The following is a 14,685-nucleotide window of genomic DNA, read 5'->3' as shown; positions in this document are numbered from 1 at the left end:
AACCGCCTCTATCTCGTGGTTGTCGAAAGAACAGGGACAGCCGGGCTTGACCCGACGATTTTTTCCAGTTGCACAGGCCGGTAACCGAACTGGGTGACGGTGCGTAAAAGCATGCCGTTACCGACCCTTCTGGCATTGTGTGGCATCCGCATTGAACTGGCGACGCGCAAGAGATGCAAACCGTTGCGAATATTCGCCTCAATGCCGCCGATCTTGCGCCCGCTTCGGCTGATGCCGCCATAGATCAGTTTCGGCTGGGGCAAGCCGCGAAAACTGCTTCTGATCTCATTGAGATCACCCTCCGGGTTCATGCCCAGCCTTTCAAAGGTCTTGTAGACGGCACCGGTATAAAGCGGCCTGGTATGCAGGATCGGCGAGGCATCGATAAAAGCCGCACGATAAGCGGGTTTGGCCATCATCATCGTCCAGATGTCGTCCTGCCCCCAGCCGGTTGGCCAGCGGTCAAGCACCGGTAAAAGCGTGCGCAGATAATCGGTGCGGATGATGGGACACATCGGCTCGACATAGTTCCCATACCGCAGCTTGAAGGTCGGGCAATGCGTCGTGACCGGATAGGAAATATGGCTGGATGGCAGAAGCGATGGCTGGCCGATGTCAAGGTCATGCGATGCCATGATCTCGAACAGATCGGATATCCCGTTCGGCTCAAACAGCAGATCATCATCCGGAAACATGATGTAATCATAGCGGTCGAGAAGATCAGGATTGGCTCGCAGATAACGGCAAGCGCTGTCCCATTTCGTGCCCGTATCGACCGAGAGCGGAAAATCGCCGTCATCGAGGTCTGCCTGCTGTTCGTCATAGGTGCTCAGCTGCAGATCCCAGTTTCGCGATTCCTTTGGATCAAGCAACCAGTTGCGATGCAGTGACAACCGGCCGACACGCGCAAATATCAGGTTGCGAACGTCTTTGGCGTCAGACATCAGCCACCTCGATCTCTTGCGGATGAGGAATGGCTCTGAGGAAGGTGCCGCCCTTCTTGCTGTAATCGGCCTGCTGGACAACGATTTCGTCAGCAAAATTCCACGGCAGGATTAGCAGGTAGTCGGTCGGTTCGGTCACCAGCAGATCAACCGGCTTGATCGGCAAACGGACGCCGGGCATGAATTTTCCAACCTTGTGGGTGTTGCGATCCACCACATATGCAATGGTGGACACGGGCAGGTCAGCATAGTTCAACAGCGTGGCACCCTTGGCGGCAGCGCCGTAAGCAGCAATCGTCTTGCCATCGTCACGGAAGGCGCCAAGCATGGTTCTGAGGCCGTCGCGAATGCCTTCGACGCGCAGGCCGAAGTCGCGGTAACAATCAAAACCGGTCAGGCCCATCGCGGCTTCCTCGTCTTGCATCTTCTGCAGGCGATCGGTTTTTCCGGGCATCTTGCTGACCCGCAGGCGCAGCGACCCGCCATGGATATCGAGCTTCTTTGCATCATTGAGATAAAGCCCGTGGCGACCCATCAGCGGTTCGAGCGCTGCCAGGGAATAATAAAAAAAATGCTCGTGGTAGATCGTGTCGAAAGCACAGCTTTCAATCAGGTCCCTGACGTAAGGGAACTCGAATTCGGCAATGCCGTCATCGGCCAGCAGAATGGCGAAACCTTCCACGAAATAATTGATGTCATTGACATGGGCGAGCACGTTGTTGGCCAACATGACCGAGGCGCGTTTCCCCTCTGCGACCAGTGTCCTGGCCAGCCCCTCACCAAAGAAGTCAATGACGGTCGGCACGCCAATCGACATCGCCGCTTTCGCCGGGCCACTTGCCGGATCAATACCCAGGACGGGAATTCCGTGCTCAACGAAGTTCTTCAAGAGATAACCGTCATTGCTGGCAATCTCGACAACCAGGCTGTCAGGCCCAAGCTCGCGCTCCGCGATGAGATCCAGCGCATGTTCGCGGCTGTGGGCGAGGAGGGCCGGAATGAAGGAGGAAAAATACGGATAATCCTGACCGAACAGGATTTCCGGTGGCACATCCTCACTGACCTGCAACAGCCCGCACTCCTGGCACAACACCACCTCCAGAGGAAAGAGTGGCTCCTGCACACCGAGCTGTTCGGGTTCAAGCAACGCATTGGCAAGCGGTTGCTTGCCGAGATCGAGAATGGTGTCGAGTTCACCGCATTTACACGACCGGCAGGCCGTGATGCGACCGGATTTTGGCGACGAGGCTTCCACTTGAATGCTTGCAATGGTCATTGCCGAACCTCCCTGATTAATTCAGCGTCCAAACACAAATCTGCTGCTGCACGTATTCTGGAAAACGGCACGCCGGCGCGCTCCGCTATGTCGAGAAGCGACCGGCTTCCGTCGCATTGATTGAGAACCCAGAGCAGGTCCATCTGCGAGGCGCCGCCAGCCTCTTTTTGCCCGGCGATAGCGCGGTAGAGCCCCCGCCGCCCAAGCTGTGGTTCACCCCTGCCATCAACCCGGCAATAGATGGCGTTTCGCTGCAACGTCACAAGCAGGTCCACCAACAGGCGGAAGGACTGGTCGAGCGCCTGCGGCGTCACGAAATCGCAATTGTCGAGCGAGGTGTGGTATTCGGGAAACGTGCCATGAATGGCGCGCATCAGGCAGCCAACGGGCAGCGCAATGCCAGGCGATCCGTATTGCCGCTCGTCATAGCCATAGGGCGAGAATTCAAGCATTTGATAGGCATGGCCGCTGTGGCGCAGCACATGTTCGGCGGCAAGATCCACGACCGCGCCATTGACTGTCTTTTTGTAATGGAACGGCCCATCATCGCCGGCACAGGTCAAAACCAGACCGTGAACGATGCGATCAAGACGGGCCTCATTCGTCGCCAACCAGGTGATTGCGCCGATGGTGGCTGGCAGAAACAGCAACCGCAGGCCGAAGCGACGGGCAGGTTGCGCAAGAAAATACCGGGCAAGTGCCGTTGCAACAACGATGCCGGACAGATTGTCATTGGCGAGACTTGGATGGCAGACATGAACGGAAATCAAAATCTCCTGTTCAGTGTCGCCGGGAATGAAAAACTCACCATAGGTCAGCGAACCATCAACAAGCGCGCTGTCGATCTCGACCTCGTAAGCCTCATCCTGCATCGCAGTCCAAAGCGAATGCGGCAGGCAAAAACCCCAGTTCGGCGCGTAATAGGAGGTGCGATAGGGGATCGCATCCGGCTGGTCAGGCAATGTGTGAACATGCGCTGCCAGTTCCATCAGGCTAAAAGTGCCGCGCACCGGAACGCTGTAACCCACCACGTGAAGATTATTGTCGGCGAAATCAACCAGCACCCGACCGTCCTTCGCCTTGATGGTCGCCGCGCGGATATTCCACTCACGCGGCACCTCCCAGTCGAAGACCTCAGTGCCGGTGGCAACCTCATGGATTTCAACCGATATATGCTGCCTTAACGCCTGCAACGTCGCTCGTACACCATCGCCTGTGAGGCTGCGTGGCAGCGGAAACAGGGTGCGCAGCAGCGTCATCATGTCGAGCGGCTGCACAAGGCTGCCGCCTTCATTCCCCTCGGCCTTGAATACACGATCCAGCATCATGCAACGCTCCGTTCAAGCCAGGGCATTCTCGCCTGAAGATCCGGCCATGTCCGATCCTTGTCGGACATCTCCGTCACTGGTTCCGGCCATTTGATCGACAGGAGCGGATCATCGTAACGCGCTCCATCATAAAGTTCGGGGTAATAGGCATCACCCATCAGATATTCGACGATTGTATCTTCGCTCAGCGTCTGGAAGCCATGTGCGAAGCCCGCCGGAATGAACAACATCTTTCCATCATCAGCACCAAGCTCGACATGGTAGACTTCGCCGAGGGTTTTCGATCCCTCACGAAGATCGACAATCACATCATGAATACGCCCGTAGCTGCAGCGAACGACCTTGGCATCGGCATGGGGCGCCCTTTGAAAATGCATGCCACGCACAGCGCCACGTGTTTTGGTGAGAGACGTATTGCCCTGAACGGGTCTGAATGCGACGGCAGCATCGTCAAAAAGCGCCTGACACCAGACACGCGCAAAACTGCCGCGGTTGTCAGCATGAACTTTCAGATCGATGAGCCTGGCATCCGTGCCGCCGAGAGAGGTGAAGTTCATAACGCCTCCTCAGCCAGCGGCTACCAGACTTTCCATTCGGCAGCGCTCGATGCCCACATTTCGTTCAGCACCGTCTTGTCGCGCAACGTATCCATCGGGTGCCAGAACCCACGGTGACGATAGGCCATAAGCTCCCCCTGCTTGGCCAGTTCATCCATAGGACCGCGCTCCCACATCACCTCGTCGCCTTCGATCAGCCCGAGCACCGACGGATTGAGGACAAAGAACCCCCCGCTGATCCATGTTCCGCTGTTTTCGGGTTTTTCGTTGAAGGTCTGGACGCGCGGATCTTCCCCCTCCAGATACATCGCACCAAAACGGCCGACCGGCTGTACAGCTGTGACAGTGGCGCTTCGCCCATGACCCTTGTGAAACTTCAACAAGGCCGTCAGATCGATGTCTCCGACGCCATCGCCATAGGTCATGAAAAACGGTTCATTGCCCACGAGATGCCGGATGCGAGCGAGCCTGCCACCGGTCATGGTCTCGGCACCTGTGTCGGCCAGCGTGACACGCCAGTCTTCGCAAGGTGGATCAAGATAGGTGGCTTGCGATGTCGCGAGATCGAAAGTGACGCTGGATCCGCGCAAACGCAGATCTTCAAAAAACTTCTTGATCAGGTGGCCCTTATAGCCACAGCACACGATGAAGTCTTTCACGCCATGAGCGGCGTATATCTTCATGATGTGCCAGAGAATGGGCTGTCCGCCAATCTCAACCAAAGGTTTCGGCACAATAGACGTCTCTTCAGAAAGTCTTGTTCCAAGACCCCCCGCCAAAATTACAGCTTTCATAGTAAAACGCGCCACCAAAACTGTGAAACCCGCGAATGGCTTTCACTTCAATACACGAAACCAATGCTTAAATGCTTTAGATTTTCCTTAATAAACCAAGAAAAACACAATTTAGAAAATCCATCAAGCATTTTTTACTTTCCATTAAATTTTCGAGAACATCGTCGATGCTTTAAAATTATCATGACGACACCAGAGCAGCGCCACGACAAACATCAGTAAAACACAAGGTTTTGCGTGCTGTCTGTGACGAAGGTTATAGGCACGCCATTTTGGCAATGGTTGAATTTCCAGGCATGGAAATGCTCGCCCAAGGGAGAGGACAGCGAGACAAAATCAGCCCCGCACGCCTATCAGGACCACAACCGCATTATTGACCTTGGGGATTGTCGATCCCATCTTGGCACCATGGCAAAAAATGCAAACAGCGATATCGAACTGATCAGAACCTGGACCTTGTCGACCACTGCCACTTTTGGCTCAGCGGTACGAACAAAGGGCATATTGCAGGAAATAAAAGCGAGGTTGCCAGCGACGTTCAAGAAGCTGCTGGAGCTTGACGGTCGCGAACTGACGCTGGCAATGCCCGCCCGCGACAAGACCATTTTCAACTCGGCAGTTGCTGTCATCTCCAAGGCAATTGAGGATGCAGAAACTCTTCCTGTCATTCCCCGCGAAATACAGGATATTTTGGACATCAAGACGACTGAACGGCACCGTTGGCTGGCGGACGGACGTCTGCAAAGCATTGGCACGCGGACCGTCAGGCTGAATGGTCGCGCCCGGCGCATCACCTTTCACGTCTTCGACCCGAAAGTGGTCGAGGACCTTCTTGATCGGGGTGCGGTTGACCAATGGCGAGTGGAAGATGCCGAAGCCAAAGCGGAAAAAAGGCAGCGTGCCGCCTATCAGGCGAAGCTGACGCGCGCGCTAAAAAAATCTCAAAAAGACAAGAAAAAACAGACTCAGGGTTCTGATGAACCAGTGACCGAACTGCGCGGCTGGGCCGAGTTCGATGTTGATGGATTTCTCAGGTAACAAATACCATCAACTTAATGGTGCGCGATGACCATCGCGCTTCGATATCGCTGACGACGACTTTCCATGTATGGTCTAAAGGTGATTCCCGCGCAGAGAAAAATTTATGGAAACGTCGCTCTATCAACCCGTCAAAGCCTTTCTTGAAAAGGCAGGTTACGTGGTGAAAGGAGAGGTGGGTGGTTGTGACCTCGTTGGCCTCAATGATGAAGACCCACCGGTTGTTGTCGTCTGCGAGCTTAAACTGTCATTCAATCTCGAATTGATCCTGCAGGCGATCGACCGGGCCTCCATATCGGACGAGGTATGGATCGCAGCCAAGATGTCGTCCCGAGGCAAGGGGCGTGAAACAGACAAACGCTTTCGCGATCTTTGCCGACGATTGGGCATCGGCATGCTTGGGGTATCGGACAATGGTGATGTGAATGTCATCGTCAGTTCGGTCTCGCCAATGCCGCGAAAGAACACCAAACGGCGCTCCAGGCTGACGCGAGAACATCAGCGGCGCAAAGGCGATCCGGTTCTCGGCGGCACAAACCGCACACCCCTGATGACGGCCTATCGCCAGCAGGCACTTGGCTGCGCAATGGCGCTCAGCAACGGTCCCTTGCGTGTGCGCGATGTCCGACTTCTGGCGCCTGACGCCGGCAAGATTTTGCAATCCAACGTTTATGGCTGGTTCGAACGACTGGACAGAGGTGTGTATGGTTTGACCGTGGCCGGGCACGAGGCGCTGGTGCGCTGGCCTCAAGGCAACGTCGTCTGAATGGCGCAGGGGTGCGCCATCCAACTGATAATCTTGAAGTGATTTATTGCGGTCAATTTCCCTTGGGTTGACCGAACAGGGCAATCAAGCCATCAACGATGATTGAACGCCAGATCAGCCAGTCATGTCCACCCGCATATTCTCGGTAAAAAACATGCGTATTTCTGGCAAGCAACACGTCCCGCAGGTGGCGGTTCGTATCGAGAATGCTGCCGACCCCTTTGCTCGCGTCCGCCTCGAACAGACCTGCGCTCAGGAAAAAGCGCATATCGGGAACAGGTTTGGAAGCAACCAGACCTGCAACATATTCCTGCCGATCCGGCGGTGTGCCCTGCGGTGACCACCAATACGAACCGGACATGGACAACACATTGCCGAATAATTCCGGGTGACGGAGCGCAACGGTCGTTGAAGCCAGACCGCCGTAACTCGCACCACCAAGTGCTGTTCGTTTCGGATCGTGTTTCAGACCGGTTTCCGCAAGCACGCGCGGCAAAAGCTCACTGGCCATGAAGTCGGCGAATTTGGGATTGGCTGGCAATTCGCTCGCCCGCGCAGCAGCCCCCGGATTGGCAATAAAAACAGCCACCGTCGGACCGATCGCACCCGAGGCAATCATGTTGTCCAGAATGACGGGCATCGGTATCTCATTCAGCATCTGCTTGGCGTCAAACAGGAAGATGAGATTGACATTTCGGTCAGCAACATTGAGGTCAGCCGGGCGATAGATGGTGATTTCGCGTGTGTTGCCAAGCTTTTGGCTCGCCAGCATGAATTTTTGAAGGCTGCCTTTTGGGTCGCCATGATCGGCGAGATATGGCTCGGCCGGCGCGTCCGGCAGCTCAAGGATCGAGTCCCTGTTGTAGCGATCAGGCCCATTTGATGGCCAGCTCTTGCTGTTAAACGGGTCTTCCTGCGCAGTTGATAGAATTGCCACGCGCCGTTCGCGGGCCGTTCCAGGCACGTCAGGAACATCGGGCGCCAGTTGGTAGGAAATGCGTGTCTGCGCCGGCACTGTGAAACTCTTGTACCAGACATCGGATGTTCCGATCCGATCGAGGTTTTCGTGGTTGCCGGAAGGCGCACCAAACAGGCGCACGTTCTTTTCCGCTCCGCGCCACAGAAACGTGACGATATACGAGCCATCCGCTTGTCGTTCCAAAAGCGGAGTGCCCTCGTTGCGGACAGTCGCCCAGAACGCATCTGTCGAGATACCCGCCGCGATATCCCCGGCCAAAGCCTTCATCCGTGGGCTGAGAAACTCGATATCACTGCGTTTCTGCTGGTCAGGCTTAACCTGCCAATTGAGTGACAGCCTGTAGTGGGCGTCATCCGTTCTGGCTGTCAGCTTCAACAATGCACCGTCTTCTGTCGGAACCAGATGGAAATCTGTCTCGCCACTCGCATTCTCAACGATCCTGCGCAAATGCGTGCCATCTTTGGTCACCAGATTAAGATCGAAGCTGCCGCTTTCGCTTTTCAGCACGCCGCGGAGATAGTCAGCACGACCGGCCTGCGGATCGAACAGTCTGCTGTCATCAATCCTCGCGATTTCGCCGCCCCGTTCTTCGCCGGTTACAAGCTTCACGATGTCCTCGTTTCCCGCCATTCCGGAACCAAAGGAACCGGCCATAACGGCCAGTCCCAATGCGAAAGCGGTTATTTGTCGTCTCATGGAAATCACCAGCTATATTTCAGGGATGCCGTCACGCTACGGCCCGATCCATAAAAGCAGGCATAGGCACTGGCACATGAAGCGACATATTTTTCATCGGCCAGATTGGTCGCGTTAACCTGCAACTTCAAACCTTCCAGTTCAGGGGACTTCAGCGAGAAATCATAGGAGATCGACGCGTCGAACAGTGTTGCAGAATCCACCTTGAATGTGTTCGTGGAATTGCCCCAGCTATTACCAAGGTAACGCACGCCCCCACCGAGACCAAGGCCGGCCAGCGGGCCATCAAGGAACTCATATTTCGCCCAGAGAGACGCCTGATCAATCGGCACACGTGTTGGAGACATGCCGAGCTCGGAGGACACCAGCGTTTCGGTGATTTCCTGATTGATATGGCTGTAACTGGCTACGAGCGACAGATTATCAGATATCTCGGCATGGGCTTCCAGCTCGACACCCTTGCTGGCGATCTCGCCAATCTGCCGATAGGGGTCGGTCGGGAGTTCGCGGGTCAGGACGTTTTGCTGGGTGAGATCATAATAGGATGCGGTGACGTACCAGTTGGCACCCTCCGGCGCATATTTCAAACCAATCTCGAACTGCTGCGCCGTCGTCGGGTCAAAAGCAGCCTGACCTGTAGCAGGGGCCTGCGTGACCGGCTCAAAGGAGGTCGTGTAGCTCGCATAGGGTGAGATGCCCCAACCGATGTCGTAAATTGCGCCCAACCGCCAGGTCAGAGCCCGATCATCGAATGCCGCATCCGCATTGGTGGCTTTATGATCATCAATCTTGGTATCGGCCCAATCATAACGAAGCCCTCCCATGACATTCAGTCGGCCGACCTCGATCTGGTCCTGAAGATAAAGCCCAAGCTGCGATGCTTTTGTCGTGGCATCTGTCGATATGGAGTAACCGGTAACAGAGACGTTGCCATAGGTTGGGTTGGTCCAATCAATCGAATTCGCCGAACCGCGACCAACCAGATTGTCCGTCGTCGTGTAGCGATAATCCAAACCAGCCAGAAGAGTGTGCTGCAACGGACCGGTGTCAACAACCGCCTGAACCTGGTTGTCGATCACAAACTGATGCTGCAACTGCGTTTGATCGCTGGCAGACCGCGTGATCGTCTTATCATCGGTCGAAAGCGAACCCCAGACCAGAGTATTGTAGGTCTGGTCAATCATGCCATACCGGGCGTTCTGACGAATTGTGACGTTGTTTTCAAACTCGTGCTCGAACGAGTAACCGATATAAGCCTGTGTACGGGTCGATTTCTGATAATCCGGATCACTGACAAGGAAGTCGGTCGGCACATAACCAAAAGACGTTGGATAGATCGTACCCTCGGCATCCATGAAGTTGCGGTACCCCGCCTCGGGGTCGTTTTGGTAAAGCGCTTCCACCGTCAACGATGTCTGTTCATCCGGCGACCAGGTCAGAGACGGCGCAATGCTGAAACGTTCGGTCTTGAGATAGTTTTCTTCCGTGTCAGCACGCGACGCTGTGCCCACGATGCGATAACGCAGATCATCATTGCCGGGCACGGCATCCGAAAAGTCAAAACCGAGCCAAGCCCGCTGGTTCGTTCCGATCCCAACCTCGACCTCCCGCAACGTCTCTTCAACTGGGCGTTTGGTCACCAGATTGACGATACCACCAGGATTTGCCTGTCCATAAAGAATGGAAGAGGGGCCACGCAGCAGTTCGACACGCTCAAGCAGATAGGGATCGATCTGTCCGAGCGAGTTATCACCATAGAGCAGGCCATTCACGAAGCGTGGAACATAGGAAAAACCGCGCACGAACATTTCGTCATGCAAATTGGATGAGCCGCGATATTCGGTCGAAATGCCGGCAGAATAACGCAGCGCCTGCGCCACAGATTTCGCATCCTGATCTTCGATCTGCTGGGCTGGCACCACACTGACGGATTGGGGTGTTTTGTTCAGCGGCGTATCGGTTTTGGTGCCTGCAGTGCTCCGCTTGGCGACATAACCAACGACGGGGCCATTGCCTGTTTCGACATCCGTCTGGACAGTGATTGTTCCCAGTTGCGCTGCATCCTCCGTTGCCTCCTGCGCCAATGCAACACCGGTGGATGCCAATAGCGCTGCCACCATAACTGCGTGTGGCTTGGCAGCGGCCCTGACCGACCAAGAAAACCCCTTCATGGAAACCGAACCCATCATCATTGTCCCTACTCATGCGTTCCATCGCTCTTTCCACGCAAAAGCGGGCCAAAGCAAACTTGACTATCGAAGTCATGTATATGATTAACGGTCTGGTAAAGTCGACAGCGGGCAATTGGCCCAAAACGGCAAAGACCTGTGCGCAAACGGCGGGGCTTTTGATGGCCCGGTTCAATGGCGCTTGAGAAGGAGCGGGGAAATGACGTCACCAAACTTGCCGAAATTTGACCCGTTGATCGGTCATCTCGACGTCAGCGTTCTGGATGGCGTCGGCAACCATCATGTCGGTCGCCCAGCCATCGAGCTTTCGCCAAAATTCCAGCTGTTCGTTTATCTGGAAGGCGAGCAGCAATTTTACATCGACGATGTCTATTTCCATCTCTCGGCAGGCGAGGGCAGGGACAGTCGACCAAAGGCACTGGTAATGAACCGGGTGCACAAAGCCATCCTGCGCCACACGGAAAAACCGACGCAATATCTGCGCAAGGTGATGATCTCGGCACCGGTCAGCTGGGTGGAAGATCTGAATGCCGAAGATGTCGAGCGCTCACCCGAACTGGCAGATTTTATCTCCGGCCATATCAACCATTTTCTCTGGGTGCCATCACGTCACGCCATCCAGCTCGCAAGTGAAATTGCCGATCCACCACCGGCCTATAGCGGTGAGTTGAAGACACTGTTTCGCAAGGCAAAGGCGCTGGAGCTGATGTGCCTGGCATGCTCTGCACTTGTGGAACAAAACAGCGATGAGGTGTCGCATCCCACGCTATCAGCCTGGCGCCAAAGCCAGAAGGTCAGGGATTTCCTGCTGGAGAATTTGGACCTGCCATTGAGCATCACTGAAATTGCCCGCGAGACCGGTGCCAGTGTCAGCTCTGTGCAGCGCCATTTTCGCGAACATTTCGGACAAACCGTCTTTCAGTTCATCCGCTCCAAACGGTTGGAAAAAGCCCGGGAAGCGCTGGAACGAGAGGGGTCAACGATTGCGCAGGCCGCCTACATCGCCGGTTATTCGGACCCGTCAAATTTCACGAATGCCTATAAACGCGCCTTCGGATCGGCGCCGAAATATCACCGCGCCTGATCATGGCTTTGCCGTGGGAAATGCGAGCGGATTGACCGCTCGATATCCAACACAGCATTAGCTGAAATCAACAGTTGGCTTACTGCCAGCTGCTTGTGCGCAAATTCCAGTTTTGCTGGCTAAGGCTCGGTGTCTTGTCAGCCACTCGACTGGCAGCTGCGGGTTGGCTTTGGCCGTTTGGACGCATCGCCGGCAAGGGAATGCGCGCTCCACTTTGCAGACTGACCTGCTGCAGACCGGCAGAATTATAGGAAGAGTTCTGCGGCACCGCATGGGCGGTTGCAAAGGTCTCGTCCATACCCGATCTCACGATTTCTTCCGTGATAACCGGATTGGCAGCCGGGTTTGCTGGTGCGGCAGCGATCTGGACTGGCTCGGCAGCAACCTGTGGAATGGCGGGTGCGGCTTCAGGCGCGGCACTGGCCACCTGTGTTTCGCCAGCGGCGGCACTCGCAGCTTCCGCGATGATCGTCGACGACAGAGCAGGGTTCAGCTCTGGATCGTTGGAAGAATAGGCGAGAATGTAGCTGTTGGCCGGCTTGGGTGCAGCGGTCTGCAGATTGCCGTTCTCGTCACGTTTTTCATAGAAAACATTGCCACCGGCTGCCGCGACATAATGCATGTTATTGTATGGGAAGCTGTAGCCTTCCGTGTGGAAGAACATCGCATTCTTGACGTCAGGGTGGCGCGCGCCCTTGAGAACGGCGTCTGCGGCATTGTTGAGATCAGGCGCGGTTGCCTCATCCATCTTGCGGGTCATCACACCAGGTGCGAACTGATTCTTCTGAGAAACCACACCGCAGATCGTTTCGGGATAAATGCCTGATGTCAGCCGGTTCATGATCACGCTGCCAACAGCGATAAATCCGTTTTCGCTTGTTCGCCTGGATTCGAAATACATCGCGCGCTTCAGGCATTCGCGATCTTTGTTCGTGTAGCTGTATACGGCTTTCTGAGACTCAACGGGCAATTTGGCCGGTTGATGTTTGGCGTCCACCGAAGACACATTTTGAGCGCTTGTGCATGCGGAGAGCAGCATTCCTGCCGAAAGACATAAAGCTGCTCTATAAACAGCCGCTGGTATCTTGATCATCGTGTCAGCCAAAATTTTTCAGAATATACGCGCGGTGGAAACTACATACCGGATGGATAAAAATTTATCAATGGCATTTCACTTTCGAGCAATCCTGGGAATTTAATTCCGGTCATCGATGCGCCACAGCCAGACAGAACGGCATTTTATTTCAATCGGTTAGGATGGAGAACCGTGCGGGCTCCGACCGCAGCACGGATATGGCCCTCCAGTTGCAAAAATTTTGTGACAAGATCAGGCGTTGGTAAAATCGCTGACGACAAATTCTCCCTTCCACTTGGAATCAGGGCACTGAACTCTTCAAGAGCAGCGATTGGCGCTGTTTGGCGCGTTGCTCAATATGTGTTCGTTCATCAAGCGTTGAAAAAATCAGCGCAAAAACCAGCGCGATGGTCGCCCCGACCATCGTGTCCAGAATGCGTTCTGCGGCGATTTCGGTGCCCGCACGACCTCCCGACAGGAAATAGGTCGTCAGCAGAGCCATGACGGTCACAAATATCTGTGTCAGGGCATAGTTCAGCCCAATCACAAGCTCGGCGGCAACCTGCGCGATGGCAAGCAGCAGCACAACCACCCAGAAAGATGGCTGCTGATGCAGCAGCCCCCAGACGATCAACGCGCCTGCCAGCGTGCCGGCCATACGTTGCACGGCCCGGTAGATGGTGAGATGCAGATGAATACCCTGCATTACGGCCACAACGCCAAGAGCGGCCCAGGCGGGGTGAGCCGCACCGGCCCAATGTGTTGCCCAGGAGGCGACAAAAGCCGTGAGGGCTATCCGGCAGGCGGCAATCAACAGAGAGCGGCGGGACGGCTGGTGCATGACAGGCACAGCGGGCATGGATTTGATGGCTTTCTGCGCCAGCACATCACTTGCAACACACAAGACAAGGGAAAGGACAGCACCGGCACAGACTGCCAGGCCGCGATCAACCGCAGTCTGCCAGATGTCAGTTGGGCCAAGCGAAGCGCCAGCGGCAAACACGAAGATCAGCGCGCCGGGCGGACCAAAACGGCAACTCACCGTCGCGACGAAAAACAAGCCGCACAACAGCGCCAGAACCAGCAACTGCCCCTCAAAGGCCAGCGCATAACCGGCGAGCGACATGATCACCACACCGGACAATTGGCACAGTGCACACTGGACAAGCACCTTCAAACGGGCACGGCCAACGGAAAACCGCCCGAACAGTGCAATCATCGTTCCCAGCACCGTGTAACCGGTCATTTCTGGCCAGGGGGACAGCAATGTCACAATGATCGCAACGACGGCGGCAATGGCCGCCTGCATGCCCACCACAAGGCCAAGCCAGGGAAACGCATTGATATCTATGCGCAGACTGTCGGGAATATGGTGAGCCGCCAACATTCTCTTGGCGGCACCCCAGTGGGAAATGCGGTCGGTTGCGGTCTCATCACAGCGTTTCATCGTCAATCCCGTGTAACAGTTTCAGACGATCGTCGATTTTTCGCAGGCTATCGGCCAGAGTGGCGATCTCGATGTCGGTGAGGTCCTGCAACAACTCATTTTCCGTCTGGCGCAGGCTGGACCGAACTTTTTGCAACTGCACCTCACCCTGCGGCGTCAGATGGATGCGGCGCGCCCGCCCGTCACTCTCGTCCAAGCGCCGTTCAACCAGGCCTTGCCGCTCCAGAATATCGAGGAGACGCACCAGGCTGGCTCCCTCGATGCCAACATGTTTGGCCAGCTGTTTCTGGGTCACGCCGCCGCCACAGGCCTCGAGATGCACGAGCGGCATCCATGTCGCATCGGTCAGCCCGGATTCCGCCAGACCGGCGTCCAGCGATCGACGCCACCGCCGGGCGACAATGGAAAACCGGGTGCCCAGTTGGGCTCTCTGCATTTGTCTATCTGTCATGCCTCAATCGATAATATAAATTAGATTGCAATTCAAATTATTTTTATGGCGAGTTAGCTCT

At 55.5% G+C, this 14,685-nt stretch carries 13 protein-coding genes; 3 read left to right on the top strand and 10 right to left on the bottom strand.

The features are described 5' to 3' along the window. Nucleotides 1-8: 8 nt before the first annotated feature. Genes RT613_RS08730 through rfbF form a run of 5 tightly spaced genes read right to left on the bottom strand, consistent with a single transcriptional unit; the run spans nucleotide 9 to nucleotide 4,899 of the window. The gene (locus tag RT613_RS08730) at nucleotides 9-944 is read right to left on the bottom strand and encodes a DUF707 domain-containing protein (RefSeq protein ID WP_313614614.1); all 936 of its coding nucleotides are present in this window, start codon (nucleotides 942-944) and stop codon (nucleotides 9-11) included. Continuing rightward, nucleotides 937-2,220 carry a class I SAM-dependent methyltransferase gene (locus RT613_RS08725; protein WP_313614612.1) on the bottom strand — a complete coding sequence of 428 codons (1,284 nt, stop codon included), beginning with the start codon at nucleotides 2,218-2,220 and terminating at the stop codon, nucleotides 937-939. Before RT613_RS08725 ends, RT613_RS08730 begins: the two co-directional genes overlap by 8 nt. Beyond that, complete coding sequence (locus RT613_RS08720; RefSeq protein WP_313614610.1) at nucleotides 2,217-3,548, bottom strand: DUF4910 domain-containing protein; 1,332 nt, start codon at nucleotides 3,546-3,548, stop codon at nucleotides 2,217-2,219. The genes RT613_RS08725 and RT613_RS08720 overlap by 4 nt, the downstream gene beginning before the upstream one ends. Continuing rightward, nucleotides 3,545-4,105 (bottom strand): dTDP-4-dehydrorhamnose 3,5-epimerase family protein, encoded by a 561-nt coding sequence (locus RT613_RS08715; RefSeq protein ID WP_313614609.1) that lies wholly within the window; start codon nucleotides 4,103-4,105, stop codon nucleotides 3,545-3,547. Before RT613_RS08715 ends, RT613_RS08720 begins: the two co-directional genes overlap by 4 nt. Nucleotides 4,106-4,125: 20 nt before the next feature. After that, entirely contained in the window at nucleotides 4,126-4,899 is a 774-nt protein-coding gene (gene rfbF, locus RT613_RS08710) for a glucose-1-phosphate cytidylyltransferase (RefSeq protein WP_313614607.1), read from the bottom strand. Between the two features lie 408 nt (nucleotides 4,900-5,307). Between rfbF and RT613_RS08705 the strand changes: the two genes are divergently transcribed. Next, nucleotides 5,308-5,937 carry a hypothetical protein gene (locus RT613_RS08705; protein ID WP_313614605.1) on the top strand — a complete coding sequence of 210 codons (630 nt, stop codon included), beginning with the start codon at nucleotides 5,308-5,310 and terminating at the stop codon, nucleotides 5,935-5,937. A 106-nt stretch (nucleotides 5,938-6,043) separates the two neighbouring features. Further along, complete coding sequence (locus tag RT613_RS08700) at nucleotides 6,044-6,703, top strand: DUF2161 family putative PD-(D/E)XK-type phosphodiesterase (protein WP_313614603.1); 660 nt, start codon at nucleotides 6,044-6,046, stop codon at nucleotides 6,701-6,703. Nucleotides 6,704-6,755: 52 nt separating this feature from the next. Here the strand turns inward: RT613_RS08700 and fes are convergent, their stop codons facing one another. Both fes and RT613_RS08690 read right to left on the bottom strand, forming a co-directional pair. Beyond that, on the bottom strand, nucleotides 6,756-8,378 hold the full coding sequence (gene fes, locus RT613_RS08695; protein WP_313614602.1) for an enterochelin esterase: 1,623 nt from the start codon (nucleotides 8,376-8,378) through the stop codon (nucleotides 6,756-6,758). 5 nt (nucleotides 8,379-8,383) lie between these two features. Then, complete coding sequence (locus tag RT613_RS08690; RefSeq protein ID WP_313614600.1) at nucleotides 8,384-10,549, bottom strand: TonB-dependent siderophore receptor; 2,166 nt, start codon at nucleotides 10,547-10,549, stop codon at nucleotides 8,384-8,386. Nucleotides 10,550-10,766: 217 nt separating this feature from the next. Between RT613_RS08690 and RT613_RS08685 the strand changes: the two genes are divergently transcribed. Next, nucleotides 10,767-11,651 carry an AraC family transcriptional regulator gene (locus tag RT613_RS08685; protein WP_313614599.1) on the top strand — a complete coding sequence of 295 codons (885 nt, stop codon included), beginning with the start codon at nucleotides 10,767-10,769 and terminating at the stop codon, nucleotides 11,649-11,651. 79 nt (nucleotides 11,652-11,730) lie between these two features. On the opposite strand, the gene RT613_RS23855 is transcribed toward RT613_RS08685, so the two are convergent. The 3 genes from RT613_RS23855 to RT613_RS08670 form a co-directional block, all read right to left on the bottom strand. Then, nucleotides 11,731-12,552 (bottom strand): cell wall hydrolase, encoded by an 822-nt coding sequence (locus RT613_RS23855; protein ID WP_409558789.1) that lies wholly within the window; start codon nucleotides 12,550-12,552, stop codon nucleotides 11,731-11,733. A 475-nt stretch (nucleotides 12,553-13,027) separates the two neighbouring features. Continuing rightward, nucleotides 13,028-14,173, bottom strand: a complete 1,146-nt coding sequence (locus RT613_RS08675) for an FUSC family protein (RefSeq protein ID WP_313614597.1) — start codon at nucleotides 14,171-14,173, stop codon at nucleotides 13,028-13,030. Further along, the gene (locus RT613_RS08670) at nucleotides 14,160-14,624 is read right to left on the bottom strand and encodes a MarR family winged helix-turn-helix transcriptional regulator (RefSeq protein ID WP_313614596.1); all 465 of its coding nucleotides are present in this window, start codon (nucleotides 14,622-14,624) and stop codon (nucleotides 14,160-14,162) included. The genes RT613_RS08675 and RT613_RS08670 overlap by 14 nt, the downstream gene beginning before the upstream one ends. Nucleotides 14,625-14,685 lie beyond the last annotated feature (61 nt).

Origin of the sequence: Agrobacterium sp., from assembly GCF_032092815.1 — a bacterium.
In the GTDB taxonomy this organism is placed as follows: domain Bacteria; phylum Pseudomonadota; class Alphaproteobacteria; order Rhizobiales; family Rhizobiaceae; genus Agrobacterium.
Note: the sequence above shows the minus strand (reverse complement) of the source record. Positions and strands in the feature narration are given on the sequence as shown.

Bases quoted from the DNA above. Each gene is read 5' to 3' on its own strand.
- RT613_RS08730 (WP_313614614.1), bottom strand. From the start codon at position 944: ATGTCTGACGCCAAAGACGTTCGCAACCTGATATTTGCGCGTGTCGGC.
- RT613_RS08725 (WP_313614612.1), bottom strand. From the start codon at position 2,220: ATGACCATTGCAAGCATTCAAGTGGAAGCCTCGTCGCCAAAATCCGGT.
- RT613_RS08720 (WP_313614610.1), bottom strand. From the start codon at position 3,548: ATGATGCTGGATCGTGTATTCAAGGCCGAGGGGAATGAAGGCGGCAGC.
- RT613_RS08715 (WP_313614609.1), bottom strand. From the start codon at position 4,105: ATGAACTTCACCTCTCTCGGCGGCACGGATGCCAGGCTCATCGATCTG.
- rfbF (WP_313614607.1), bottom strand. From the start codon at position 4,899: ATGAAAGCTGTAATTTTGGCGGGGGGTCTTGGAACAAGACTTTCTGAA.
- RT613_RS08705 (WP_313614605.1), top strand. From the start codon at position 5,308: ATGGCAAAAAATGCAAACAGCGATATCGAACTGATCAGAACCTGGACC.
- RT613_RS08700 (WP_313614603.1), top strand. From the start codon at position 6,044: ATGGAAACGTCGCTCTATCAACCCGTCAAAGCCTTTCTTGAAAAGGCA.
- fes (WP_313614602.1), bottom strand. From the start codon at position 8,378: ATGAGACGACAAATAACCGCTTTCGCATTGGGACTGGCCGTTATGGCC.
- RT613_RS08690 (WP_313614600.1), bottom strand. From the start codon at position 10,549: ATGAAGGGGTTTTCTTGGTCGGTCAGGGCCGCTGCCAAGCCACACGCA.
- RT613_RS08685 (WP_313614599.1), top strand. From the start codon at position 10,767: ATGACGTCACCAAACTTGCCGAAATTTGACCCGTTGATCGGTCATCTC.
- RT613_RS23855 (WP_409558789.1), bottom strand. From the start codon at position 12,552: ATGTATTTCGAATCCAGGCGAACAAGCGAAAACGGATTTATCGCTGTT.
- RT613_RS08675 (WP_313614597.1), bottom strand. From the start codon at position 14,173: ATGAAACGCTGTGATGAGACCGCAACCGACCGCATTTCCCACTGGGGT.
- RT613_RS08670 (WP_313614596.1), bottom strand. From the start codon at position 14,624: ATGACAGATAGACAAATGCAGAGAGCCCAACTGGGCACCCGGTTTTCC.